The following is a 23,778-nucleotide window of genomic DNA, read 5'->3' as shown; positions in this document are numbered from 1 at the left end:
GCGATGCCTCAATACTCCCGCGGCACCGCGGACAGAACCTCGCTCCACGGGGCGATCCCGACCCTGGAAATCCTCGGGGTCGACCCCTGAGATCCGGGCCCGGCGGGCGGCTCGGCGGCCAGCGCCGCCGCCCGCGCGCGCCGCAGCCGGGCCCGCAGCACCGGTACGACGGCCAGGTGCGCCAGCGCCACCCCGGCGGTGTTCAGCAGCAGCGAGTCCACGTCCACCACCTGCCCCGGCACCCCGGTCTGCAGCAGCTCGATCGCCGCCGAGACGAGCGCCCCGGCGGCGGTGGTACGGACGAACGAGGCCAGCGGCGAAACGGTCAGCCGCCCGCCGGCCAGCGGGAACAGGACACCGAGCGGCGCCAGCAGCACGAGCCCCTCGCCGATCCGGCGCGCCGCCTCCACCGGCCCGTACGCGAGGTCCGCCCGGATCCCCTCCAGCGGGGTCAGGTTCGCGGCCGCCGCCCACGGCACGTCGAGCGGGCGCAGCGTCACCCAGCCGACCAGCGCGAGGTGCGCGAGGAGCAGCACGCAGCTCACGGCGCGGAGTCGTATGGCGGCACTGCCGCCCAGCTCATGACGGTGTTGCACGCCTTGAGGGACGCCGGGGCCGCCCGGCGTGGTTCCGGGTGGTTGCCCGGGTCACCCTGTGGCGAGCAGCACCACGAACATGACCACGCCCGCGGCGAGCGGCGCGAGGATCTCGTACGCCCAGCGGACCGTGATCCCACCCTGCGCGGAGGGCCGCCCGGCGTTCCGCTCGTGCAGTTCGTTCAGCTCCGCGATGGTGCGGTCGGCGGTGGCCCGGCGGTCCTCCCTGGGCGCCGCGGCCGACCCGGCCGAGGTGCCGGTGATCGCGTCGCGGCGGCTGAAGGTGCGGTTGGCGCGCTTCCGCTGGCGCAGGGAGACCGGGATCGACCAGAGCTGGTACTTCTTCCCGCCCGCCAGCAGCTCCGCGGAGTAGGCGGCGCGCAGCGCGTCCACGGCCCCCCAGGGGGCCACGATCAGCCGGAACGGGTTGCGCACGCGCAGCCGGTCGTCGTTGGCGAAGACCACCGGCCGCAGGGTGAAGGCGACGATCAGCGGCACGCCGAGCAGCAGCGAGGCCCCGGCGAACCAGGGGGCCCGCCCCGTGCCGCGCACGATCGCGTCCCCGCACAGCCAGCCGAGCAGGCCCAGCAGCAGGACGCCGGCCACCAGCGCGGCGGGGGACCGGTAGGTGCGGTCCGCGTAGACGGGCTCGGCGGGGGGCGGGGGAGTGGTCATGTGCGCGATTCTGCCTCACCGCGCCCCGCGGGACGCAGCGGAGCGGCCCCGTCGGCGGCCCCCACCCATCACAGATGTGTCACGTCGGGCTCGGAGGAGCGGTGGGGGGTGACAGGTCGCTACGCGCGTAGATATGCTCATCTGGTGACCATGCCCACCATCACCGCATTCGCTGACGTGACGACGTCCGACAGCGCACTGCGCCGCTTCCTCCACGGGCTGCCCGGCGTGGACGCCGTCGGCCTGGAAGCGCGCGCTGCCGCGCTCGGCACCCGTTCGATCAAGACCACGGCCAAGGCGTACGCCATCGACCTGGCCATCTCGATGATCGACCTCACGACGCTGGAAGGCGCCGACACCCCGGGCAAGGTCCGGGCGCTCGCCGCCAAGGCCGTCAACCCCGACCCGACCGACCGCACCACCCCGATGACCGCCGCCGTCTGTGTCTACCCCGACATGGTGGCCACGGCCAGGGAAGCGCTGAACGGCGCCGACGTGAAGGTGGCCTCCGTGGCCACGGCCTTCCCCGCCGGCCGCGCCGCCCTCCCGGTGAAGCTCGCCGACACCCGCGACGCCGTCGCCGCCGGTGCCGACGAGATCGACATGGTCATCGACCGCGGCGCGTTCCTCGCGGGCCGCTACCTGGAGACCTACGAGCTGATCAAGGCCGTGAAGGAGGCGTGCGTCCGCGAGGACGGCAGCGCCGCCCGGCTGAAGGTCATCTTCGAGACCGGCGAGCTGTCGACGTACGACAACATCCGCCGCGCCTCCTGGATCGGCATGCTCGCGGGCGCCGACTTCATCAAGACCTCGACCGGCAAGGTCGGCGTCAACGCCACCCCCGCCAACACCCTGCTCATGCTCGAAGCCGTTCGCGACTTCAGGGCGCAGACTGGAATCCAGGTGGGCGTGAAGCCCGCCGGAGGCATCCGGACCACCAAGGACGCCATCAAGTTCCTGGTCCTGGTCAACGAGACCGCGGGCGACGACTGGCTGACCAACGAGTGGTTCCGCTTCGGCGCGTCCAGCCTGCTGAACGACCTGCTCATGCAGCGCCAGAAGCTGAGCACCGGCCGTTACTCCGGCCCCGACTACGTGACGGTGGACTGATTCCCATGGCATCCGCATTCGAGTACGCACCGGCGCCGGAATCGCGTTCCGTCGTCGACATCGCACCGTCGTACGGCCTGTTCATCGACGGCGAGTTCACCGAGGCCGCCGACGGCAAGGTCTTCAAGACCGTCTCGCCGTCCTCCGAGGAGGTCCTCGCCGAGGTCGCCCAGGCCGGTGCCGCCGACGTCGACCGCGCCGTGAAGGCCGCCCGCAAGGCCTTCGCGTCCTGGTCCGCGCTGCCCGGCTCCGAGCGCGCCAAGTACCTCTTCCGCATCGCCCGGATCATCCAGGAGCGCAGTCGCGAGCTGGCCGTCCTGGAGACCCTGGACAACGGCAAGCCGATCAAGGAGACCCGCGACGCGGACCTCCCCCTGGTCGCCGCGCACTTCTTCTACTACGCCGGCTGGGCCGACAAGCTCGACCACGCCGGCTACGGCGCGAACCCGCGCCCCCTCGGCGTGGCCGGCCAGGTCATCCCGTGGAACTTCCCGCTGCTCATGCTGGCCTGGAAGATCGCCCCGGCGCTCGCCACCGGCAACACCGTGGTCCTCAAGCCCGCGGAGACGACGCCGCTCTCGGCGCTGTTCTTCGCGGACATCTGCCGCCAGGCCGGCCTGCCCAGGGGCGTCGTCAACATCATCCCCGGCTACGGCGACACGGGCGCGGCCCTCGTCGAGCACCCGGACGTCAACAAGGTCGCCTTCACCGGCTCGACCGCGGTCGGCAAGGCCATCGCCCGCCAGATCGCCGGCACCGACAAGAAGGTCACCCTGGAGCTGGGCGGCAAGGGCGCCAACATCGTCTTCGACGACGCCCCCATCGACCAGGCCGTCGAGGGCATCGTCAACGGCATCTTCTTCAACCAGGGCCAGGTCTGCTGCGCGGGCTCCCGCCTGCTGGTCCAGGAGTCGATCCACGAGGAGCTGCTGGACTCCCTCAAGCGCCGCCTGTCCACCCTGCGGCTGGGCGACCCGCTGGACAAGAACACCGACATCGGCGCGATCAACTCCGCCGAGCAGCTCGCCCGCATCACCGCCCTCGCCGAGACCGGCGAGGCCGAGGGCGCCGAGCGCTGGTCCCCGGCCTGCGAGCTGCCCTCCGCCGGCTACTGGTTCGCCCCGACCCTGTTCACCAAGGTCACCCAGGCCCACACCGTCGCCCGCGACGAGATCTTCGGCCCGGTGCTGTCCGTGCTGACCTTCCGTACGCCGGACGAGGCCGTGGCCAAGGCCAACAACAGCCAGTACGGCCTGTCCGCGGGCATCTGGACGGAGAAGGGCTCCCGCATCCTCGCCGTCGCGAACAAGCTCCGTGCCGGCGTCGTCTGGGCCAACACGTTCAACAAGTTCGACCCGACCTCGCCCTTCGGCGGCTACAAGGAGTCGGGCTTCGGCCGCGAGGGCGGCCGCCACGGCCTGGAGGCGTACCTCGATGTCTGATGTGACCCGTCTGAACGTCTTCAAGACCTACAAGCTGTACGTCGGGGGCAAGTTCCCCCGCTCCGAGAGCGGCCGGGTGTACGAGGTGACCGACAGCAAGGGCAAGTGGCTGGCCAACGCTCCCCTCTCCTCCCGCAAGGACGCCCGTGACGCCGTCGTCGCGGCCCGCAAGGCCTTCGGCGGCTGGTCCGGCGCGACCGCGTACAACCGCGGCCAGATCCTCTACCGCATCGCCGAGATGCTGGAGGGCCGCCGGGACCAGTTCGTCCGCGAGGTCGGCGAGGCCGAGGGCCTGTCGAAGTCCAAGGCCGGCGCGGTCGTGGACGCCGCGATCGACCGCTGGGTCTGGTACGCGGGCTGGACGGACAAGATCGGGCAGGTCGTCGGCGGCGCCAACCCGGTCGCGGGCCCGTTCTTCAACCTGTCCACCCCGGAGCCGACCGGCGTGGTGACCGTCGTCGCCCCGCAGGACTCGTCCTTCCTGGGCCTGGTCTCGGTGATCGCCCCCGTGATCGCCACCGGCAACACGGCCGTCGTCATCGCCTCGGAGAAGTCCCCGCTCCCCGCCCTCTCCCTGGGCGAGGTGCTGGCCACCTCCGACCTGCCCGGCGGCGTCGTCAACATCCTCTCCGGCAAGGCCGCGGAGATGGGCCCCCACCTGGCCGCGCACCAGGACGTCAACGCGATCGACCTGGCGGGCGCCGACGCGGCCCTCGCCAAGGACCTGGAGGTCGCGGCGGCGGACAACCTGAAGCGCGTTCTCCGTCCACAGCCTGTGGACGACTGGGCGGCCGACCCCGGCACGAAGCGCATGACGGCGTTCCTGGAGACGAAGACCGTCTGGCACCCCACGGGCTCCCTGGGCGCCTCCGGCTCCTCGTACTGACCCGCGGGACCTATGACGGAGCCCCCGGCCGCGCACACCGCGGCCGGGGGCTCCGTCGTACCGGGTACGTCCCTCAGCCCGGCAGCAGCGGCGAGAGCAGCGCCACCCCCGGCAGCTCGCCGATCTTCGCGCCCTTGGTGACCGTGTCCGTCACCGCCGTGGTGCTGACCGGCTTGAACCCGCCCACGGAGGTGCCCACCCCGTTGTCGAGCGGGTCCACCCCGGTGTTGGCCAGCGGATCCACCTGCAGCCCCTTCACGGGACCCACCGCCCCCGCGAGCGCGTGCGGCACGGAGATCTCCTCCGCCTGCGCCGCCGAGCCCGCGATGCCGAGCGCCGCCCCGGCCATCGAGACCGTCAGTCCCGCGCCGAGCAGCGCGCGCCGGGTGTTTCCTGGGAGTGCGTGACGTGCCATGGGATCCCACCTGATCGGGGTAATCGGATGCGCACGCAGCGTAGTTGAGATGTGATGCTGAATACCAACAGGTCCTCCGGTGGGTCCCCTACGCGGGGTAATGCCTCACACTGGTGTTCCGTGAGCTGTTCATCTCCTCTTCCCACGCGTGTCGTCCTGCTGACGGGTCCCTCCGGGTCCGGCAAGTCCTCGCTGGCCGCGCGGTCCGGGCTGCCCGTGCTGCGCCTGGACGACTTCTACAAGGAGGGCACCGACCCCTCCCTCCCCCTGGTCGAGGGCAGCTCCGACATCGACTGGGACTCGCCGCTCTCCTGGGACGCCGACACGGCCGTCGCCGCCGTCGCCGCGCTGTGCCGCACCGGGCGCACCGAGGTGCCGGTCTACGACATCGCGACGAGCTCGCGCACCGGCACCGAGACGCTGGACATCTCCCGGACCCCGCTGTTCATCGCCGAGGGCATCTTCGCGGCGGACATCGTGGCCCGGTGCCAGGAGCTCGGGCTGCTGGCCGACGCGATCTGCCTGCGCGGCCGGCCGTCGACGACGTTCCGCCGCCGGCTGCTGCGCGACCTGCGCGAGGGCCGGAAGTCCGTGCCGTTCCTGCTGCGCCGCGGATGGCGGCTCATGCGGGCCGAGCGCGGGATCGTCGCCCGGCACACCGCGCTGGGCGCCCACGCGTGCGCCCGGGACGAGGCGCTGGGCCGCCTGGCCGCGGCGGCCGCCGGCCGCCACCGCTCCACGACCGGCACCGCCGCCGCCGCGTGACCGCGCAGCCCGCTCCCGTACGGGAAACGCGAAGGAGCGGGACCTTCCGCCGACCCCCGACGGCTTCCGGTCCCGCTCCCTCATCCCCCATGGCCCCCGTCCCACCCCCGTAGGACGGTCCCCCGTGGCCGGTGGTACTCAGCTGGTGGCGTGTGCGACTACGCCACCAGCTCGCCGAAGGACTCCGCCTCGGACTGGCCGAAGCTCAGAGTCTCGTCGTCGCGCAGCCGGCGCAGGGAGCGCCAGATGCTCGACTTCACGGTGCCGACGCTGATGTCCAGGATCTCCGCGATCTCCGGGTCGGTGCGGCCCTCGTAGTAGCGCAGCACCAGCATCGTGCGCTGCGGCTCGGGCAGCTTCGCCAGCGCCTGCCAGAGCACCGCGCGCAGCTCGGTGCCGCGCATCGCGTCCGTCTCGCCGACCGTCTCGGGCAGCTCCTCGGTCGGGTACTCGTTGAGCTTGCGCCGGCGCCAGGCGCTGATGTGCAGGTTGGTCATCGTGCGGCGCAGGTAGCCGCCGACGGCCGCCTTGTCGCTGATCCGGTCCCAGGCGCGGTACGTGGAGAACAGTGCGCTCTGGAGCAGGTCCTCGGCCTCGTGGCGGTCGCCGGTCAGGTGGTACGCGGTCGCGTAGAGCGAGGCGCGGCGCTCCTGGACGTAGGCGGTGAACTCGGCCTCGGCCGTCGAGGAGAGCTGCTCCTCGGCCGGGACCTGGTACGTGTTCGCGTCGATGGCCACCACGTGCGCGGACCGCTGGCGGATGCCGGTGCGGACACCCGCACCACCCGCTCGACGGGTCGCATCGTGCAGCCGCGTGACAACCGCGCTGGTGGTGGTGCTGTGCAGCGTGTTCATCTCGCGCCCCCCGTCGTGGAGTCTGCTTCGTTCCGTTGACCAGAAGCCTGCCCGTCCGACTTAACCGGGGTGTCCGTCGACTGTCACAGGCCTGTCACAGCGGCCGGCGCGTCCCCGCGCGGCGCGGCGCGGAGGCGGGAAGGGGTGTCCTGACGGTCGAAAGCGCGACGGGCCATGGGACAGAATGAGCGCGTGCCTTTCCTGTTGCTGATCGAGGACGACGACGCCATCCGCACGGCCCTCGAACTCTCCCTGTCACGCCAGGGCCACCGTGTGGCCACCGCGGCGACGGGCGAGGACGGCCTGAAGCTGCTGCGCGAGCAGCGGCCGGACCTGATCGTGCTGGACGTGATGCTGCCCGGGATCGACGGCTTCGAGGTGTGCCGCCGGATCCGCCGCACCGACCAGCTGCCGATCATCCTGCTCACCGCGCGCAGCGATGACATCGACGTGGTGGTCGGGCTGGAGTCCGGGGCGGACGACTACGTCGTCAAGCCCGTCCAGGGCCGGGTGCTGGACGCCCGTATCCGTGCCGTACTGCGCCGCGGCGAGCGCGAGGCCAGTGATTCCGCGGTCTTCGGGTCGCTGGTGATCGACCGGGCCGCCATGACCGTGACCAAGAACGGCGAGGACCTGCAGCTCACGCCGACGGAGCTGCGGCTGCTGCTGGAGCTGAGCCGCCGGCCGGGGCAGGCGCTGTCGCGCCAGCAGCTGCTGCGCCTGGTCTGGGAGCACGACTACCTGGGTGACTCGCGCCTGGTGGACGCGTGCGTGCAGCGGCTGCGCGCCAAGGTCGAGGACGTGCCGTCATCGCCCACGCTGATCCGGACCGTGCGCGGAGTCGGCTACCGCCTGGACTCCCCGCAGTGATCCGCCCGCTGCTCGCGGGCAGGCGCTGGACCAGCCTGCGACTGCGGCTCATCATCGTGTTCGCGCTGGTCGCGCTGACCGCCGCGGTGTCCGCCTCCGGGATCGCGTACTGGCTCAACCGCGAGGCCGTGCTGACGCGCACCCAGGACGCCGCCCTGGGGGACTTCCGGCAGGAGATGCAGAACCGTGCCGCCGCGCTGCCCGGCGACCCGACGCCGGAGGAACTCCAGCGCACCGCGGAGCTGATGGCGGGCAGCAGCCCGGGCTACAGCGTGCTGCTGGTGGACGAGAAGAAGGACGGCCGGAAGGTCTTCGGCTCGGCGGGTCCGGACGCGTTCTCGCTGGCCGAGGTGCCCGCGTCGCTCCAGCACGCGGTGAACGACCGTCAGAAGGTGACCGCGGCGAACGACTCCGAGTACCACGTGTACTGGCAGCGTACGAAGCCCAGGGGCAACCCGTACCTGGTCGGCGGCACCCGGATCGTCGGCGGCGGGCCGACCGGCTACATGTACAAGTCGCTGGCGCAGGAGCGGGCGGACCTCAACTCGCTGGCCTGGTCGCTCGGCATCGCGACGGCCCTGGCGCTGCTCGGTTCGGCGCTGCTGGCGCAGGCCGCCGCCACCACCGTGCTCAAGCCCGTGCAGCGGCTGGGCGACGCGGCGAGGCGGCTGGGCGAGGGCGAGCTCGACACGCGGCTCGACGTGTCCGGCACGGACGAACTCGCCGACCTGTCGCACACGTTCAACAAGACCGCGGAGGCGCTGGAGAAGAAGGTCGCGGACATGAGTGCCCGCGAGGAGTCCAGCCGCCGGTTCGTGGCGGACATGTCGCACGAGCTGCGCACGCCTCTGACGGCCCTGACCGCGGTGACGGAGGTGCTGGAGGAGGAGGTCGACGGCCTCGACCCGATGATCGCGCCCGCGGTGACGCTCGTGGTGAGCGAGACGCGGCGGCTCAACGACCTGGTCGAGAACCTGATGGAGGTCACCCGCTTCGACGCGGGCACCGCCCGGCTGGTGGTCGACGACGTGGACGTCGCGGACCAGGTGACGGCCTGCATCGACGCCCGGGCCTGGCTGGACGCGGTCGAACTCGACGCGGAGCGCGGGATCGTGGTGCGCCTGGACCCGCGCCGCCTGGACGTGATCCTGGCCAACCTGATCGGCAACGCCCTCAAGCACGGCGGGTCCCCGGTGCGGGTGTCGGTGCGCACCGAGGCGGCGCGGGACGGCGACACGCTGGTCATCGCCGTCAAGGACAACGGTCCGGGCATCCCCGAGGACGTGCTGCCGCACGTCTTCGACCGGTTCTACAAGGCCAGTGCCTCCCGGCCGCGTTCGGACGGCAGCGGTCTCGGGCTCTCCATCGCGATGGAGAACGCCCACATCCACGGCGGCGACATCACCGCCGAGAACGCGCCGGAGGGCGGCGCGCTGTTCACGCTGCGGCTGCCGGTGCCGCCGCTCGGAGAGGCCGGTGCACGATGAGGGCCCGCTGGGTGTGGGGCGTGGTCGCCTCGGTGGTGGGCGTGGGCCTGCTCGGTTCCGGGTGCGGGATCCGGGCCACCACCGTGCCCGTGGACGTGGGCGCGGCCCCTTCGCGGGTCTCGTGCGACACGCCGGCGGACCAGGCGCGGCCGGTCGGCGACGAGGTGACGGCCGACGTGGAACTGGTCTGCGGCTCCCAGCTGGTGGGCGTGAAGCGGGTGCTGCCGGGTGTCGAGAGGAAGCCGGTGCGCGCGGCGCAGGCGCTGCTGGCCGAGCTGCAGAAGGACCCGACTGCCGAGGAGCGGGACGCCGGGTTCTCGACCGGGGTGCCGGACGGGCTGGGCGTGGCGCCCGCGCGGGCCGGTGACCCCAAGGGGACGCTGCGGCTGAGCCGCAAGCCCGAGGACCTGCCGCCGCTGGCGCTGGCGCAGATCGTGTGCACGTTCGCGGACACCGCCGCGCGGCCCGGGGGCCCGGTGGTGCTGGGCGGCCCCGACGCCGACCCGCCCCGGGCGTGGGAGTGCACCGAGGCGGTGCGGGCCCGGCCGGAGGCCGTGCCGACGCTCGGCGAGATCGTACGGGCGACCCCCTCGCCCACGTAGGACGCCGGGGCCGCGGGTCCTCCGAGGGGATGACCCCGCGGGGAGTCGGGGGTGCGGGCCGATCCGTTTCCGCCAGGGTGGCCGGGGACATCCGCACCCGGAACCCCTGGAGGGATCCCGCATGCTCGGTACCGCTTTCGTGCACGGCGCACCCAGCTGGCTCGACCTCGGCTCACCCGACACCGACGCCACGGCCGCGTTCTACGGCGCCGTGTTCGGCTGGCACTTCGTCTCCGCGGGCCCCGAGGCCGGGGGGTACGGCTTCTTCGAGCTGGGCGGCAAGACGGTCGCCGCGGTCGGCCCGCTCACGGAGGAGGGCGCCGCCCCGGCCTGGATGGTGTACTTCGGCACCGACGACGCCCGCGCCACCGCGGAGGCCGTGACCAAGGGCGGCGGCACGGTCCGCGCCGAGCCGATGGACGTCATGGGGGAGGGCTGGATGGGCCAGTTCACCGACCCCGGCGGCGCCCAGTTCGCCGTCTGGCAGCCGGGCAGGACCCAGGGGCTCGGCAGGACCTCCGAGGACGACACCCTGGTGTGGGTCGAGCTGATGGCCGACGACCCGGTCGCCTCCGTCGAGTTCTACCGCTCGCTGTTCGGCTGGCGGTCCCAGGACATGCCCGCGCCCGGGATGACGTACCGCGTGCTGTCGACGGCCGAGGGCGACATCCAGGACGCCTCCTTCGGCGGGGTCGCGCCGGTCGACGCGGTGCCGCACGCCGAGGCGGTGCCGGCGCGCTGGATCCCGTACTTCGCGGTGGCGGACGCGGCCGCGACGGTCGCGAAGGCGGAGGGGGCGGGCGGCACGGTGATGATGCCGCCGACGGACCTGCCGGACGTCGGCACGATCGCCTGGATCGCCGACCCGCACGGGGCGCCCTTCGCGGTGCTCAGGCCCGCACCGATGCCGTAAAGCGGGCGGTGCGGCCGCCGGCCGGGGCGCGTGTGCGGGACGTCCCGGCCGGCGCGTGGGGGTGTGGTTCCGGTGTGGCGGCGCGGCGCGGTGTCCCGTCAGTGGGCCACGTACACGCGGCTCACGAAGGCCGCGATCTCCGCGTCGGACAGGTTCTTCGCCACGTTGGCCTCGGTGATCATGCCGATCAGACGGTGGCCGTTGGACACGTCGATCACCGGCAGGCGCTTGATCTGGTGGACCTCCATCGTGTCCACCGCTTCCTGGGCGTTGGCCTCGGCGGACACCCAGTGGAGCGTGCCGGCCAGCTCGCCGCACTTCATCGTGGCCGGGTCCAGGCCCTCGGCACAGCACTTGACCACGATGTCGCGGTCCGTGATCAGGCCCTGGAGGCGCTGGTCGTCGCCGCATATGGGCAGACAGCCGACGTCGAGGTCCCGCATCATGCGCGCGGCGTCGAGCAGCGTCTGGTGCTCGCCGCAGCACTGCACACCCGCGGTCATGATGTCGCGGGCCCGCAGGTTCTTGGTCGCCATGGTTGTTCCTCCCGTACTCGCGGGGCATTCCCCCCTACGAGCACAGCACGGTCCGGCACGGCACGCGCGCCGGGACGCGGAAGGGCCCCGGACCGGCAGGTCCGGGGCCCTTCCGCGGGGCCGGGGTCAGATGCCCGCGGCGGCCGCGAGGTCCTTCTTGATGCCCGCCAGCACCTCGGCGCCGCGTGCGCGGGCCGGGGCCAGGTCGGTGGCGTCGGCGACCGGGACGACGACCTCCAGGTAGCACTTGAGCTTGGGCTCGGTGCCGGACGGGCGGACGATCACCCGTGCCTTGTAGGTGCCGTCGAGGTAGTACCGCAGCCCGTCCGTGGGCGGCAGCTTGCCGGCGCCCTCCGACAGGTCCTCGGCCGAGACCACCCGCAGGCCGGCCAGGGAGACCGGCGGCCGCTCGCGCAGGGCGCGCATCGCGTCCGCGATCACCGACAGGTCCTGGACCCGCACCGACAGCTGGTCGGTGGCGTGCAGGCCGTGCTCCATGGCCAGGTCGTCCAGCAGGTCGGTCAGGGTGCGGCCCTGCTCCTTGAGCACCGAGGCCAGCTCGGCGACCAGCAGGGCGGCCGTGACGCCGTCCTTGTCGCGGACGCCCTCGGGGTCCACGCAGTAGCCGAGCGCCTCCTCGTACCCGTAGCGCAGGCCCTCGACGCGGCTGATCCACTTGAAGCCGGTCAGCGTCTCCTCGTACGGCAGGCCCGCGGCGTCCGCGATCCGGCCGAGCAGCGAGGAGGACACGATCGACTCGGCGAAGGTGCCCTGCGCGCCCTTGTGCACCAGGTGGGCCGCCAGCAGCGCGCCGACCTCGTCGCCGCGCAGCATCCGCCAGCCGCCCCGGGCCGCGTCGTCCGGGACCGCGACCGCGCAGCGGTCGGCGTCCGGGTCGTTCGCGATCACGATGTCCGGGTTCACGCGGGCGGCCGTGGCGAACGCCAGGTCCATGGCGCCCGGCTCCTCCGGGTTGGGGAAGGCCACCGTGGGGAAGGCCGGGTCGGGCTCGGCCTGCTCCTCGACCAGCACGGGCGCGGGGAACCCGGCCCGGTCGAAGGCGGCCAGCACCACGTCCTTGCCGACGCCGTGCATGGCCGTGTAGACGGTCCGCACGCCCCGGGCGGACCCGGGGGTCAGGACGGCGTCCGTACGCGCCAGGTAGGCCTCCAGGACCTCCTCGCCGAGCTGCTGCCAGCCGTGGTCCGGGCGGGGTACGGAGGCCAGCGCGCCGACCGCCGCGATCCGCTCGGCGATCTCCGCGTCCGCGGGGGACACGATCTGCGAGCCGTCGCCCAGGTAGACCTTGTAGCCGTTGTCCCGGGGCGGGTTGTGGCTCGCGGTGACCTCGACGCCGGCGACGGCGCCCAGGTGCCTTATGGCGTACGCGAGGACGGGCGTGGGCAGCGGGCGCGGCAGCACGGCCGCCCGCAGCCCGGCGCCGGTCATCACGGCGGCGGTGTCGCGCGCGAAGTCGGCGGACTTGTACCGCGCGTCGTAGCCGACGACGACGAGGCCGCCGTCGTGGCCCTTGGCCTTGAGGTACGCGGCCAGACCGGCCGCGGCGCGGATCACCACGGCGCGGTTCATCCGCATCGGGCCGGCTCCGAGCTCGCCGCGCAGTCCCGCGGTGCCGAACTGGAGGGTGCCGGAGAACCGGTCGGCCAGCTCCGCGGTGTCACCGGCGTCGACGAGCGCGGCCAGCTCGGCCGCGGTCTCCGGGTCCGGGTCCTCGGCCAGCCAGGCCCGGGCCCGGGTGATCAGGTCGTCCTGCACTACATCCGCCTCTTCTCGTACGTCGCGTCGCGTCCTGCGGCTCAGATCCGGGCGAGGACCTGGGTGAGCAGCTGGCCCATGCGGGCGGCCGAGTCGCGGCCCGCCTGCAGGACCTCCTCGTGGTTCAGGGGCTCGCCGGAGAGGCCCGCCGCCAGGTTGGTGACCAGGGAGATGCCCAGGACCTCGGCGCCCGCCTCACGGGCCGCGATGGCCTCCAGGACGGTCGACATGCCGACCAGGTCGGCGCCCAGGACGCGGATCATGTTGATCTCGGCCGGGGTCTCGTAGTGCGGGCCGGGGAACTGCACGTAGACACCCTCCTCCAGGGAGGGGTCGATCTCCTTGCACATCGCGCGCAGGCGCGGCGAGTACAGGTCGGTCAGGTCCACGAAGTTCGCGCCGACGATCGGCGAGGCCGCGGTGAGGTTCAGGTGGTCGCTGATCAGGACCGGCTGGCCGGGCTTCATGCCCTCGCGCAGACCGCCGCAGCCGTTGGTGAGGACCACGGTCTTGCAGCCGGCGGCGACGGCCGTGCGGACGCCGTGGGCGACGGCGGCGACGCCGCGGCCCTCGTAGTAGTGGGTGCGGCCGAGGAAGAGCAGCGCGCGCTTGTCGCCGATCTTGTACGAGCGGATCTTGCCGCCGTGTCCCTCGACGGCCGGCGGGGGGAAGCCGGGCAGCTCGGTGACGGGGAACTCGGACTCGGGGGCGCCCAGGGCCTCGGCGGCGGGGGCCCAGCCGGAGCCCATCACCAGGGCGACGTCGTGCGTCTCGGCGCCGGTCAGCTCGCGCAGACGGGCGGCGGCGTCGGCGGCGGCAGCGTGGGGGTCGGTAACAGATGCGTTCACGCGGACGAGGGTAGCCGCTCAATCCCTACGCGCGTAGATGGCACAGCTCACGGTGTTCCGATCGTTGCTTTGTCGTTTCCGACGATTTGCCGCTTGTGGCGTTCCGGGAGGGGTCCCGGAGGCGCGGGAGGGCCCGCGGGGGGCCGTCCCGCGCGCCGTCAGCAGGGGCGCTTGCGCAGCTCCATCACGTAGTCGTGGGGGGCGCCGGCGGACTCGGCGGCGTCGGCGATCTCCCCGAGGTAGCGGGCGGAGGGCAGGCCGCCCTCGTAGCCGTTCAGCACGTACACCCAGGCCGGCTCCTCGCCGTCCAGGGTGTCCACGCGGACCCGCATCCGGCGGTAGATGTCGAGGCCGACGCCCTCCCACCGGTCCATGGAGTCCTCGTCGAGCGGGGCGATGTCGTACAGGGCGACGAAGACCTGGGAGCGGGGGGCCTCGACGATCGTCGCGAGGGCGCCCTCCCAGCCCATCTGCTCACCCCCGAAGGTGAGCCGCCACCCGTTGAGCCACCCCGTGCCACGCAGCGGGGAGTGCGGTGCGCGGCGGGTCATCAGCCGCGCGTCGAGGTTGCCGGCGTACGCGGCGTAGAGCGACATGGTGTCGAGGGTACGGGAGGGGCGGCCGTGGGTGCCGTCCGAGTGTGCCGCGGATCCGTGCGGGCGGGGTGCCGGGAGGAGGGGCGGCGGGCCGTGCGGAAGCACCTTGAAGCGTGCGGGACAATGGGGTACGGACAGCATCCCCCGGGGTTCACCCCCGGACCCCGGCCGGGGCGGCAGCCGGCCGGGTTGACGTGAGGCGGCTTTTTCGTGACCCGGATCGTGATCATCGGCGGCGGACCCGGCGGGTATGAGGCGGCGCTGGTTGGCGCCCAGCTCGGCGCGGAGGTGACCGTCGTCGACTGCGACGGTCTGGGCGGGGCGTCGGTGCTGACCGACTGCGTTCCGTCGAAGACCCTCATCGCGACGGCCGAGGTGATGACCACCTTCGACTCCTCCTACGAGGAGCTCGGCATCATCGTCGCCGACGACACCCCTCCGCTGGAGGAGGCGGCCCGGGTGCACGGCGTGGACCTCGGCAAGGTCAACCGGCGTGTGAAGCGCCTCGCGCTGGCCCAGTCCCACGACATCACGGCCTCCGTCACCCGCGCCGGCGCCCGCGTCCTGCGCGGCCGCGGCAAGCTCGGCGGCCCGCAGGGCATCGACGGCACCCGGGACGTCATCGTCACGGCCGCCGACGGCACCGAGACCATCCTGACCGCCGACGCCGTGCTGATCGCGACCGGCGGGCACCCCCGCGAGATCCCCGACGCGCTGCCGGACGGCGAGCGGATCCTCAACTGGACCCAGGTCTACGACCTGGAGGAGCTGCCCGAGGAGCTCATCGTGGTCGGCTCCGGTGTCACCGGTGCCGAGTTCGCCGGCGCGTACCAGGCGCTGGGCTCCCGCGTCACGCTCGTCTCCTCCCGCGACCGCGTGCTGCCGGGCGAGGACCCGGACGCGGCGGCCGTGCTGGAGGACGTGTTCCGCCGCCGCGGCATGAACGTCATCTCCCGCGCCCGCGCCGAGTCCGCCAAGCGGGTCGGCGACCGGGTCGAGGTCACGCTGGCCGACGGCCGGGTCATCTCCGGCACGCACTGCCTGATGGCGGTCGGCGCGATCCCGAACACCAAGGACATGAACCTGGAGGAGTCCGGGGTCCGCCTGAAGGAGTCGGGCCACATCTGGACCGACAAGGTCTCCCGCACCTCCGCCCCTGGCGTGTACGCGGCCGGCGACGTCACCGGCATCTTCGCGCTGGCCTCGGTGGCGGCCATGCAGGGCCGCATCGCGATGTACCACTTCCTGGGCGACGCGGTGGCCCCGCTGAACCTCAAGACGGTCTCCTCGAACGTCTTCACCGACCCGGAGATCGCCACCGTCGGCTACACGCAGGCCGACGTGGACGCGGGCAAGATCGAGGCCCGGACGGTCAAGCTGCCGCTGCTGCGCAACCCGCGCGCCAAGATGCAGGGCATCCGGGACGGCTTCGTGAAGCTCTTCTGCCGTCCGGGCACGGGCATCGTGGTCGGTGGCGTGGTCGTTGCCCCGCGCGCGAGCGAGCTGATCCACCCCATCTCGATCGCGGTCGACAACAACCTGACGGTCGAGCAGATCGCAAACGCGTTCACCGTGTACCCCTCGCTGTCGGGTTCGATCGCCGAGGTCGCCCGCCAGCTGCACACCCGCAAGGCGACCGGCGAGGTCTAACGCCCCTTTTCCGCAAGGGCATTGGGGCGGGGCGACGAGCCGCCGCGGGCGGTACGCACAGTCTTTGGCTTGCGTATACCACTTGTTGCCCCGCCCTGCGAACAACTCCTGTAATTCGGCGCAAAGAGCTGAAAGCAGACGGTCGTTGGGGTTACTGTCAGTTTCGTGTTCGCTGCTGAACGTCGCCAACTGATCCTCGAAATGGTGCGTGCCAACGGGGCGGTATCGCTCCGTGAGCTCGCCCGCGTCGTCCAGACCTCCGAAGTGACCGTACGGCGGGACGTGCGGGCACTGGAGGCAGAAGGACTCCTCGACCGCCGGCACGGCGGTGCGGTCTTGCCGGGCGGTTTCACGCGGGAGTCCGGCTTTCCGCAAAAGTCCCATCTCGCGACGGCGGAGAAGACCGCCATCGCCGATGTCGCCGCGGGTCTCGTCGAAGAGGGCGAGGCCGTGGTCGTCGGCGCGGGCACCACGACCCAGGAGCTGGCCCGCCGGCTCGCCCGGGTGCCCGGACTGACCGTCGTCACCAACTCCCTCCTGGTTGCCCAGGCGTTGGCCCACGCCAACCGGGTCGAGGTCGTGATGACCGGCGGCACCCTGCGGGGCTCCAACTACGCCCTGGTGGGCAGCGGTGCCGAGCAGTCCCTCCAGGGGCTGCGGGTCTCGCGGGCCTTCCTCAGCGGCAGCGGGCTCACCGCGGAGCGCGGCCTGTCGACCTCCAACATGCTCTCCGCGAGCGTGGACCGGGCGCTGGTGCAGGCGGCGGCGGAGGTGGTGGTCCTCGCCGACCACACCAAGCTGGGCACCGACACCATGTTCCAGACGGTGCCGACCGACGTGATCACGCGGCTGGTCACGGACGAGCCGCCGGGGCACGACGACCGGGCGCAGACCGAGCTCCAGGCGCTGGCCGACCAGGGCGTCCAGATCACCGTCGCGGGCACCGCGGTGCCGTCCGGCGGGGAGGGGCTGCCGGGCCGGCGCCCGCGCCGGGAGTCACCGCTGCCCGTCCAGCGGCGCGGCGGTCCCCAGCTGCGCAGCGCGGTCTCCCTCCCGGACCCGGGAGCGGCCGACCGGCCCCGCGTGGCGGACATGCGGCGGCGCTGAGGGCGCGGCCGCCCGGGGCGCCACAGCCGGGGAGCGGTACGCGAAGGCCCCGGCCGGGAGATCCCGGCCGGGGCCTTCGTACGGCTGCGGACGTCAGTCCTTGATCTCGCAGATCGCGGCGCCGGAGGTGATGGAGGCGCCGACCTCGGCCGAGAGGCCCTTGATCGTGCCGGAGCGGTGCGCGTTCAGCGGCTGCTCCATCTTCATCGCCTCGAGTACGACCACCAGGTCGCCCTCCTTGACCTCCTGGCCCTCCTCGACCGCGACCTTCACGATCGTGCCCTGCATCGGGGAGGCCAGCGTGTCGCCGGAGGCGGCCGGGCCGGACTTCTTCGCGGCGCGGCGCTTCGGCTTGGCGCCGCCGGCGGCGGCGGTGCGGGCCAGCGTCATGCCGAGGGAGGACGGCAGGGAGACCTCGAGGCGCTTGCCGCCGACCTCGACGACCACGGTCTCGCGGCCCGGCTCCTCGTCGGCCTCCTCGGCCGCCGGGGCGGTGAAGGCCGGGATCTCGTTGACGAACTCGGTCTCGATCCAGCGGGTGTGGACCTTGAACGGGGTGCCGTCGGTCGGCGCGAACGCCGGGTCGGTCACGACCGCGCGGTGGAACGGGATGGCCGTGGCCATGCCCTCCACGTTGAACTCCGCCAGCGCGCGGGCGGCGCGCTGGAGCGCCTGCTCGCGGGTGGCGCCGGTGACGACCAGCTTGGCCAGCAGGGAGTCCCAGGCCGGGCCGATGACCGAGCCGGACTCGACACCGGCGTCCAGGCGGACGCCCGGGCCGGTCGGCGGCGAGAAGACGGTGACGGTGCCGGGCGCGGGCAGGAAGTTGCGGCCCGGGTCCTCGCCGTTGATGCGGAACTCGAAGGAATGACCGCGCAGTTCGGGGTCGCCGTAGCCCAGTTCCTCGCCGTCGGCGATGCGGAACATCTCGCGGACCAGGTCGATGCCGGTGACCTCTTCGGTGACCGGGTGCTCGACCTGGAGACGGGTGTTGACCTCCAGGAAGGAGATCGTTCCGTCGAGGCCGACCAGGAACTCGACGGTGCCGGCGCCGACGTAGCCGGCCTCCTTGAGGATGGCCTTGGAGGCGCGGTACAGCTCCGCGTTCTGCTCGTCCGACAGGAACGGCGCGGGGGCCTCCTCGACGAGCTTCTGGTGGCGGCGCTGGAGCGAGCAGTCACGGGTCGAGACGACCACCACGTTGCCGTGGGTGTCGGCCAGGCACTGGGTCTCCACGTGGCGCGGCTTGTCGAGGTAGCGCTCGACGAAGCACTCGCCGCGGCCGAAGGCGGCCACGGCCTCGCGCACGGCGGAGTCGTACAGCTCCGGAACCTCTTCGAGGGTGCGCGCGACCTTCAGGCCGCGGCCACCGCCGCCGAAGGCGGCCTTGATCGCGATCGGCAGGCCGTTCTCCCGGGCGAACGCGACGACCTCGTCCGCACCCGAGACCGGGTCCGGGGTGCCCGCGACGAGCGGGGCGCCGGCGCGCTGGGCGATGTGACGGGCGGCGACCTTGTCGCCGAGGTCGCGGATGGCCTGCGGCGGCGGGCCGATCCAGGTGAGGCCCGCGTCGATCACGGCCTGGGCGAATTCGGCGTTCTCGGAGAGGAAGCCGTATCCGGGGTGGACGGCGTCGGCTCCGGAGTCGGCTGCGGCCTGGAGCACCTTGGCCATGTCCAGGTAGCTGGCGGCCGGGGTGTCACCGCCCAGCGCGAAAGCCTCGTCGGCCGCGCGGACGTGCAGAGCGTCCCGGTCCGGGTCGGCGTAGACGGCTACGCTCGCGATCCCGGCGTCCCGGCAGGCCCGGGCAACGCGGACAGCGATTTCGCCTCGGTTGGCGATGAGCACCTTGCGCACGATGTCTCCCTCCTTGAAACAAGCTGAGTTTAGGGACTGCCGACACGGCCTTTCGACCCGTCCCCAACGGTGACCTTGCCCACATGGAGTGTCCATCGAGGCTCTCTCGAGGCGCGAAAACCCTTGTGGCGACACGGACCAGGGAAATCCCCAACTGCACAGTAACCCCGTCGTGTGGCCAAGGTCTCTGTCCGCGCGCGCAGCGGCCCGGTGGGTTTCTTTGTGGGGACCCTACGAAGGCCCTGATCAATCTTTGCCATCGGGACGAAGCTTGGGGAAGTCATAACGAAGCCGTGCGCACCCCTTGTACCCGCGTTTACTCGTTAGTAGCCTCCGGGGCGTCGAACAAGCGGACATGGACATGCCCGGACGGGGGTGGGGCGCTGTGGCACGGAGACTCGTGGCCGTCGCGGCCGCGATCGTGCTGTTCCTGGAGGCCGCCGGCCTCGTGCTGGTGAACGTCGTCCTCGGCACCGCCGTCGACCGGCAGTCGATGTCGATCGCGGGCATGGACCCGGACCTGATGTCCGGCGCCACCTACGGCCTCGGCGCCTTCATGGGCGCCTTCCTGGCCGCCAGCGCGGTCGTGCTCCTGCTGGTCGCCGCGCGCGACCGGGGCCCGGGCCGGGCCGCCCGCTTCCTGCTGGTCGCCTGCGCGCTCACGCACGGTGTGCTGGGCGCCCTGGTCGTCGGCATGGTCGGCTGGGGCGCCTTCGCCGCGATGATGGTCATCCTGGCGCTCGTGGTCCTCACCCTCATGGCGTACGCCAAGGAGGAAGGCGACAACGCGGCGGCCGAGGAGGTACCCCCGCCCGCCGCGGTCTGAGCCCCGCCGAACGTCACCCGAGTCCGTCAGATCGGCCGAACACCGGTCGGTCCGTCGGACCATCAGGCCGTCGGTCCGTCAGATCTTCGGTCCGTCAGATCCGCGGCCCCGGCCCGGCCGTCCGGCCCCGGGACGTCACGCCCTCAGGTCCACAGCTCCGTGATCGACACGCCCAGCTCGCCGAGCAGGGAGCGCAGCAGCGGCAGCGACAACCCGATCACGTTCCCGTGGTCGCCCTCGATGCCCTCGATGAACGGCGCGGAGCGGCCGTCCAGCGTGAAGGCGCCCGCCACGTGCAGCGGCTCGCCGCTGGCCACGTACGCGGCGATCTCCGCGTCCGTCGGCTCGCCGAAGCGCACCGTGGTGGACGCCGTGGCCGACACCTGCCGGCCGGTGGCCGTGTCGATCACGCAGTGGCCGGTGCGCAGTACGCCCGTACGCCCCCGCATCGACGTCCAGCGGGCGGTGGCGTCCGCCGCGTCGTCCGGCTTGCCCAGCGCCTCGCCGTCGAGCTCCAGCACCGAGTCGCAGCCGATCACCAGCGAGCCGCCGGCCTCGGGCAGCCCGGCGACCACCGCGGCCTTGGCCTCGGCGAGGACCAGGGCCAGCTCGGACGGGGTGTCGGCGCTCAGCGCGTCCTCGTCCACACCGCTGACGATCACGTGCGGGGCGAGGCCCGCCTGCTGGAGGAGGTTGAGCCGGGCGGGGGAGGCGGAGGCGAGCACGAGCCGGCGGGGTTCAGTCATGCGGCCCATCGTAGGAGCCGTCACGGCACCCCGAGGACGTAGACCACCACCACCATCGCCAGGACGAGGACCAGGGCCAGCCGGCGGAGCATCGCCTGGGCCGCGCGCATGTCCTCCGGCGGCTCGTTCTCGGGGTCGGACCAGAGCATGCACCGATCCTGCGCCGGAAGACGCCGGTGGCGCCTGAGTACGGGTACTCAAGCGCCACCGGTCTTGCCCCCGGACGTCGTCCGGGTGCCCCCGGACCCGGTCCGGGAACGCACGCGCCGTCACCGCACGGACGACGCGCGCCGATAGGGGGCGGAGCCGCCCCGCCGGCTCACGAGGGCCAGTACGTACGGCTCCACGCGCGGGGACCCGGGCGGGGCGTCCCCGCCCGCGCCACGCGGGCCGGGTCCGACCACCCGTCGGCGACCCTGGGCGCGCCCGACGGCGCCGAGGCCAGCGCCGCCGCGCGCGCTTGGACCACCGCCAGTGCGGCGGCCAGCTCCTCCGGGGTCGGGTTGCCCTTGACGACCCTGATCATGGTGAACTCCCTCTCCAGGCTTCCTACAGGGGGATGTTGCCGTGCTTCTTCGGCGGCAGGGACTCGCGCTTGGTGCGCAGCTGGCGCAGGCCCCTCACGATGTGCTGGCGGGTCTCCGACGGCATGATGACGGCATCGACGTACCCGCGCTCCGCCGCGACGTACGGGTTGAGCAGCGTGTCCTCGTACTCGGTGATCAGCCGTGCCCGGGTGGCGTCGCCCTCGCCGGCGGCCTCCGCCTCGGCGATGGTCCGCCGGTGCAGGATGTTCACCGCGCCCTGCGCGCCCATGACGGCGATCTGCGCCGTGGGCCAGGCCAGGTTCAGGTCCGCGCCCAGGTGCTTGGAGCCCATGACGTCGTACGCGCCGCCGAAGGCCTTGCGGGTGATGACCGTGATGAGCGGGACGGTGGCCTCGGCGTACGCGTAGATCAGCTTCGCGCCGCGGCGGATGATGCCGCCGTACTCCTGGTCCACGCCGGGCAGGAAGCCCGGCACGTCCACGAAGGTCAGGACGGGGACGTTGAAGGCGTCGCAGGTGCGGACGAAGCGCGCCGCCTTCTCCGAGGCGTTGATGTCCAGGCAGCCGGCGAACTGCATCGGCTGGTTGGCCACGATGCCGACCGGGAAGCCCTCGACGCGCCCGAAGCCCGTGACGATGTTCGGCGCGAACATCCCCTGGGTCTCCAGGAACTCGCCGTCGTCCAGCACGTGCTCGATGACCGTGTGGATGTCGTACGGCTGGTTGGCGCTGTCCGGGACGATCGTGTCGAGTGCGCGGTCCTCGTCCGTCTTCTCCAGGTCCGCCTCCTCCGGGAAGGCCGGCGGCTCCGAGAGGTTGTTCGAAGGGAGGTAGGACAGGAGGGACTTGACGTACTCGATCGCGTCCTTCTCGTCGGCGGCCATGTGATGGGCCACGCCCGAGGTGGCGTTGTGCGTGCGCGCGCCGCCGAGCTCCTCGAAGCCGACGTCCTCGCCGGTGACGGTCTTGATGACGTCCGGACCGGTGATGAACATGTGCGAGGTCTTGTCGACCATCACGGTGAAGTCCGTGATGGCGGGCGAGTAGACCGCGCCGCCGGCGCAGGGGCCGACGACCAGCGAGATCTGCGGGATCACGCCGGAGGCGTGGGTGTTGCGGCGGAAGATCTCGCCGTACATGCCGAGGGCCATGACGCCCTCCTGGATGCGGGCGCCGCCGGAGTCGTTGATGCCGATGACCGGGCAGCCGGTCTTCAGCGCGAAGTCCATGACCTTCATGATCTTCTGGCCGAAGACCTCGCCGAGCGAGCCGCCGAGGACGGTGAAGTCCTGGGAGAACACCGCCACGGGGCGCCCGTCCACCGTGCCGTAGCCGGTGACGACACCGTCTCCGTACGGGCGGTTCTGCTCCATGCCGAAATCGGTGGAGCGGTGCCGGGCGAACTCGTCGAGCTCGACGAACGAGCCCTCGTCCAACAGGAGGTCGATCCGCTCACGGGCCGTCAATTTGCCCTTGGCGTGCTGCTTTTCCACCGCACGCTCGGAGCCGGCGTGCACCGCCGCGTCGATGCGGCGCTGGAGATCGGCGATCTTCCCCGCGGTGGTGTGGATGTCGATCGGCTCTGAGGGTTCTGACATCGGGGTCGCGGCTCCCTGCCTGGTCAACCGGATGGCTACTGCCACGTAGCGTAGTGGCGCGCATGGCGCTCGGCAGTGCGGCGTTTCCCACACCTAATGTGGCTTGCATGACGCCCTCAGATGCCTCAGCTCCCGCCCCCGACGGCCGCTGGTCCAGCCTCGACCGGCCGCCCCTCAACGCCCAAGCCCTGCGCCAGGCCCTCGTCCGGCCGGGCGGGCTGTGGACCTCCCTGGAGGTCGTGGAGTCCACCGGGTCCACCAACTCCGACCTCGCGGGACGGGCCGAGGGCCTGCCCGAGGGGGCCGTGCTGGTCGCCGAGGAGCAGACCGCCGGCCGCGGCAGGCTGGACCGGAGCTGGACGGCGCCCGCGCGCTCCGGGCTGTTCTTCTCCGTACTCCTGAAGCCCGAGGGGGTGCCGTCCGGGCAGTGGGGGTGGCTGACCCTGCTCGCCGGGGTGGCCACGGCCACCGCGGTCTCCCGGACCGCCGGCGTGGACACGGCCCTGAAATGGCCGAACGACCTGCTCGTCACCGTCGAGGGGGAGGAGCGCAAGACCGGCGGCATCCTCGCCGAGCGGGTGGCGGGCGACCCCGGCGGCGTGGTGATCGGCATCGGCCTCAACGTCACGCTCGGTGCCGGCGAGCTGCCCGTGCCCACCGCCGGGTCCCTCGCGCTCGCCAAGGCCGCCGTCACGGACCGCGACCCGGTGCTCAGGGCCGTACTGCGGTCGATCGAGGACTGGTACGGGCGGTGGCGCGCCGCGGACGGCGACGCGGCCCGCAGCGGGCTGCTGGAGGCCTACACGGCCGGCTGCGCCACCCTCGGGCGCGAGGTGCGGGCCGAGCTGCCCGGCGGCCGGTCGCTCACCGGTACGGCCGAGGCCCTGGACGAGGACGGCCGGCTGGTGCTCCGTACGGCCGAGGGGACCCGGGAGGCGGTGGGCGCCGGCGACGTGGTGCATCTGCGCGGTCTGGCGTGATCCGTCCGCCCGCTGCTCCCGGCCGGTCTCCGGAAGTAGCGTGGAAGTCGTGATGAGTGAGGAGTGAGCTACGGCACACCTGCCGTATGGTTTAGG

General features: G+C 72.5%; 25 protein-coding genes. 12 read left to right on the top strand and 13 right to left on the bottom strand.

The window, feature by feature from the left end; translation table 11 throughout:
• Window positions 1-8: 8 nt before the first annotated feature.
• Together ACIQUR_RS13565 and ACIQUR_RS13560 are read right to left on the bottom strand one after the other, a co-directional pair.
• The gene (locus ACIQUR_RS13565) at window positions 9-596 is read right to left on the bottom strand and encodes a VanZ family protein (protein ID WP_403663117.1); all 588 of its coding nucleotides are present in this window, start codon (window positions 594-596) and stop codon (window positions 9-11) included.
• Between the two features lie 51 nt (window positions 597-647).
• On the bottom strand, window positions 648-1,271 hold the full coding sequence (locus ACIQUR_RS13560) for a PH domain-containing protein (protein WP_403663114.1): 624 nt from the start codon (window positions 1,269-1,271) through the stop codon (window positions 648-650).
• Window positions 1,272-1,421: 150 nt separating this feature from the next.
• On the opposite strand from ACIQUR_RS13560, the gene deoC reads away from it, so the two are divergent.
• Genes deoC through ACIQUR_RS13545 form a run of 3 tightly spaced genes read left to right on the top strand, consistent with a single transcriptional unit; the run spans window position 1,422 to window position 4,709 of the window.
• Entirely contained in the window at window positions 1,422-2,381 is a 960-nt protein-coding gene (gene deoC, locus ACIQUR_RS13555) for a deoxyribose-phosphate aldolase (protein WP_403663909.1), read from the top strand.
• Between the two features lie 5 nt (window positions 2,382-2,386).
• Window positions 2,387-3,823: an aldehyde dehydrogenase family protein gene (locus tag ACIQUR_RS13550; protein ID WP_403663111.1), complete on the top strand. Its 1,437-nt coding sequence runs from the start codon at window positions 2,387-2,389 to the stop codon at window positions 3,821-3,823.
• The gene (locus ACIQUR_RS13545) at window positions 3,816-4,709 is read left to right on the top strand and encodes an aldehyde dehydrogenase family protein (RefSeq protein ID WP_403663108.1); all 894 of its coding nucleotides are present in this window, start codon (window positions 3,816-3,818) and stop codon (window positions 4,707-4,709) included. Before ACIQUR_RS13550 ends, ACIQUR_RS13545 begins: the two co-directional genes overlap by 8 nt.
• A gap of 73 nt (window positions 4,710-4,782) precedes the next feature.
• Here ACIQUR_RS13545 and ACIQUR_RS13540 read toward each other — a convergent pair whose 3' ends face one another.
• Window positions 4,783-5,124 (bottom strand): hypothetical protein, encoded by a 342-nt coding sequence (locus tag ACIQUR_RS13540; RefSeq protein WP_403663105.1) that lies wholly within the window; start codon window positions 5,122-5,124, stop codon window positions 4,783-4,785.
• Window positions 5,125-5,178: 54 nt separating this feature from the next.
• Here ACIQUR_RS13540 and ACIQUR_RS13535 point away from each other — a divergent pair, with 54 nt between their 5' ends.
• A complete protein-coding gene (locus tag ACIQUR_RS13535; RefSeq protein WP_403663102.1) occupies window positions 5,179-5,889 on the top strand; it encodes a uridine kinase in 711 nt (236 codons plus the stop codon).
• Window positions 5,890-6,047: 158 nt separating this feature from the next.
• Here ACIQUR_RS13535 and ACIQUR_RS13530 read toward each other — a convergent pair whose 3' ends face one another.
• Window positions 6,048-6,743 (bottom strand): SigE family RNA polymerase sigma factor, encoded by a 696-nt coding sequence (locus ACIQUR_RS13530; protein ID WP_403663099.1) that lies wholly within the window; start codon window positions 6,741-6,743, stop codon window positions 6,048-6,050.
• Between the two features lie 192 nt (window positions 6,744-6,935).
• Here ACIQUR_RS13530 and afsQ1 point away from each other — a divergent pair, with 192 nt between their 5' ends.
• The 4 genes from afsQ1 (at window position 6,936) to ACIQUR_RS13510 (ending at window position 10,615) form a co-directional block, all read left to right on the top strand.
• Complete coding sequence (gene afsQ1, locus ACIQUR_RS13525; protein ID WP_399946423.1) at window positions 6,936-7,613, top strand: two-component system response regulator AfsQ1; 678 nt, start codon at window positions 6,936-6,938, stop codon at window positions 7,611-7,613.
• Window positions 7,610-9,100, top strand: a complete 1,491-nt coding sequence (locus ACIQUR_RS13520; protein ID WP_403663096.1) for an ATP-binding protein — start codon at window positions 7,610-7,612, stop codon at window positions 9,098-9,100. The genes afsQ1 and ACIQUR_RS13520 overlap by 4 nt, the downstream gene beginning before the upstream one ends.
• Window positions 9,097-9,702: a hypothetical protein gene (locus ACIQUR_RS13515; RefSeq protein ID WP_403663093.1), complete on the top strand. Its 606-nt coding sequence runs from the start codon at window positions 9,097-9,099 to the stop codon at window positions 9,700-9,702. The genes ACIQUR_RS13520 and ACIQUR_RS13515 overlap by 4 nt, the downstream gene beginning before the upstream one ends.
• Before the next feature lie 121 nt (window positions 9,703-9,823).
• On the top strand, window positions 9,824-10,615 hold the full coding sequence (locus ACIQUR_RS13510; protein WP_403663090.1) for a VOC family protein: 792 nt from the start codon (window positions 9,824-9,826) through the stop codon (window positions 10,613-10,615).
• Between the two features lie 98 nt (window positions 10,616-10,713).
• Here the strand turns inward: ACIQUR_RS13510 and ACIQUR_RS13505 are convergent, their stop codons facing one another.
• The 4 genes from ACIQUR_RS13505 to ACIQUR_RS13490 form a co-directional block, all read right to left on the bottom strand.
• The gene (locus ACIQUR_RS13505) at window positions 10,714-11,151 is read right to left on the bottom strand and encodes a CBS domain-containing protein (RefSeq protein ID WP_403663087.1); all 438 of its coding nucleotides are present in this window, start codon (window positions 11,149-11,151) and stop codon (window positions 10,714-10,716) included.
• Window positions 11,152-11,277: 126 nt separating this feature from the next.
• Entirely contained in the window at window positions 11,278-12,927 is a 1,650-nt protein-coding gene (locus ACIQUR_RS13500; RefSeq protein ID WP_403663084.1) for a phospho-sugar mutase, read from the bottom strand.
• Between the two features lie 41 nt (window positions 12,928-12,968).
• Window positions 12,969-13,775, bottom strand: a complete 807-nt coding sequence (locus ACIQUR_RS13495) for a purine-nucleoside phosphorylase (RefSeq protein WP_399946438.1) — start codon at window positions 13,773-13,775, stop codon at window positions 12,969-12,971.
• A gap of 158 nt (window positions 13,776-13,933) precedes the next feature.
• Window positions 13,934-14,371: a gamma-glutamylcyclotransferase gene (locus ACIQUR_RS13490; RefSeq protein WP_399946441.1), complete on the bottom strand. Its 438-nt coding sequence runs from the start codon at window positions 14,369-14,371 to the stop codon at window positions 13,934-13,936.
• A gap of 210 nt (window positions 14,372-14,581) precedes the next feature.
• Here ACIQUR_RS13490 and ACIQUR_RS13485 point away from each other — a divergent pair, with 210 nt between their 5' ends.
• Both ACIQUR_RS13485 and ACIQUR_RS13480 read left to right on the top strand, forming a co-directional pair.
• Entirely contained in the window at window positions 14,582-16,021 is a 1,440-nt protein-coding gene (locus ACIQUR_RS13485; RefSeq protein ID WP_403663080.1) for an NAD(P)H-quinone dehydrogenase, read from the top strand.
• A gap of 165 nt (window positions 16,022-16,186) precedes the next feature.
• Window positions 16,187-17,128 (top strand): DeoR/GlpR family DNA-binding transcription regulator, encoded by a 942-nt coding sequence (locus ACIQUR_RS13480; RefSeq protein WP_403663077.1) that lies wholly within the window; start codon window positions 16,187-16,189, stop codon window positions 17,126-17,128.
• 93 nt (window positions 17,129-17,221) lie between these two features.
• On the opposite strand, the gene ACIQUR_RS13475 is transcribed toward ACIQUR_RS13480, so the two are convergent.
• Entirely contained in the window at window positions 17,222-18,985 is a 1,764-nt protein-coding gene (locus tag ACIQUR_RS13475; protein ID WP_403663074.1) for an acetyl/propionyl/methylcrotonyl-CoA carboxylase subunit alpha, read from the bottom strand.
• Between the two features lie 385 nt (window positions 18,986-19,370).
• On the opposite strand from ACIQUR_RS13475, the gene ACIQUR_RS13470 reads away from it, so the two are divergent.
• On the top strand, window positions 19,371-19,811 hold the full coding sequence (locus tag ACIQUR_RS13470; RefSeq protein WP_403663071.1) for a hypothetical protein: 441 nt from the start codon (window positions 19,371-19,373) through the stop codon (window positions 19,809-19,811).
• Between the two features lie 143 nt (window positions 19,812-19,954).
• Here the strand turns inward: ACIQUR_RS13470 and ACIQUR_RS13465 are convergent, their stop codons facing one another.
• The 4 genes from ACIQUR_RS13465 to ACIQUR_RS13450 form a co-directional block, all read right to left on the bottom strand.
• Entirely contained in the window at window positions 19,955-20,566 is a 612-nt protein-coding gene (locus ACIQUR_RS13465) for a Maf family protein (RefSeq protein ID WP_403663068.1), read from the bottom strand.
• A gap of 11 nt (window positions 20,567-20,577) precedes the next feature.
• A complete protein-coding gene (gene mmpB / locus ACIQUR_RS13460) occupies window positions 20,578-20,706 on the bottom strand; it encodes a morphogenic membrane protein MmpB (RefSeq protein ID WP_403663065.1) in 129 nt (42 codons plus the stop codon).
• 170 nt (window positions 20,707-20,876) lie between these two features.
• Complete coding sequence (locus ACIQUR_RS13455) at window positions 20,877-21,083, bottom strand: acyl-CoA carboxylase epsilon subunit (protein ID WP_403663062.1); 207 nt, start codon at window positions 21,081-21,083, stop codon at window positions 20,877-20,879.
• Window positions 21,084-21,106: 23 nt separating this feature from the next.
• A complete protein-coding gene (locus ACIQUR_RS13450; protein ID WP_403663059.1) occupies window positions 21,107-22,702 on the bottom strand; it encodes an acyl-CoA carboxylase subunit beta in 1,596 nt (531 codons plus the stop codon).
• Window positions 22,703-22,809: 107 nt separating this feature from the next.
• On the opposite strand from ACIQUR_RS13450, the gene ACIQUR_RS13445 reads away from it, so the two are divergent.
• Window positions 22,810-23,682, top strand: a complete 873-nt coding sequence (locus ACIQUR_RS13445) for a biotin--[acetyl-CoA-carboxylase] ligase (RefSeq protein ID WP_403663056.1) — start codon at window positions 22,810-22,812, stop codon at window positions 23,680-23,682.
• The last annotated feature ends 96 nt before the right edge of the window (window positions 23,683-23,778 follow it).

The sequence above is a fragment of the Streptomyces sp. NPDC101132 genome (assembly GCF_044759225.1).
In the GTDB taxonomy this organism is placed as follows: Bacteria; Actinomycetota; Actinomycetes; order Streptomycetales; family Streptomycetaceae; genus Streptomyces.
Note: the sequence above shows the minus strand (reverse complement) of the source record. Positions and strands in the feature narration are given on the sequence as shown.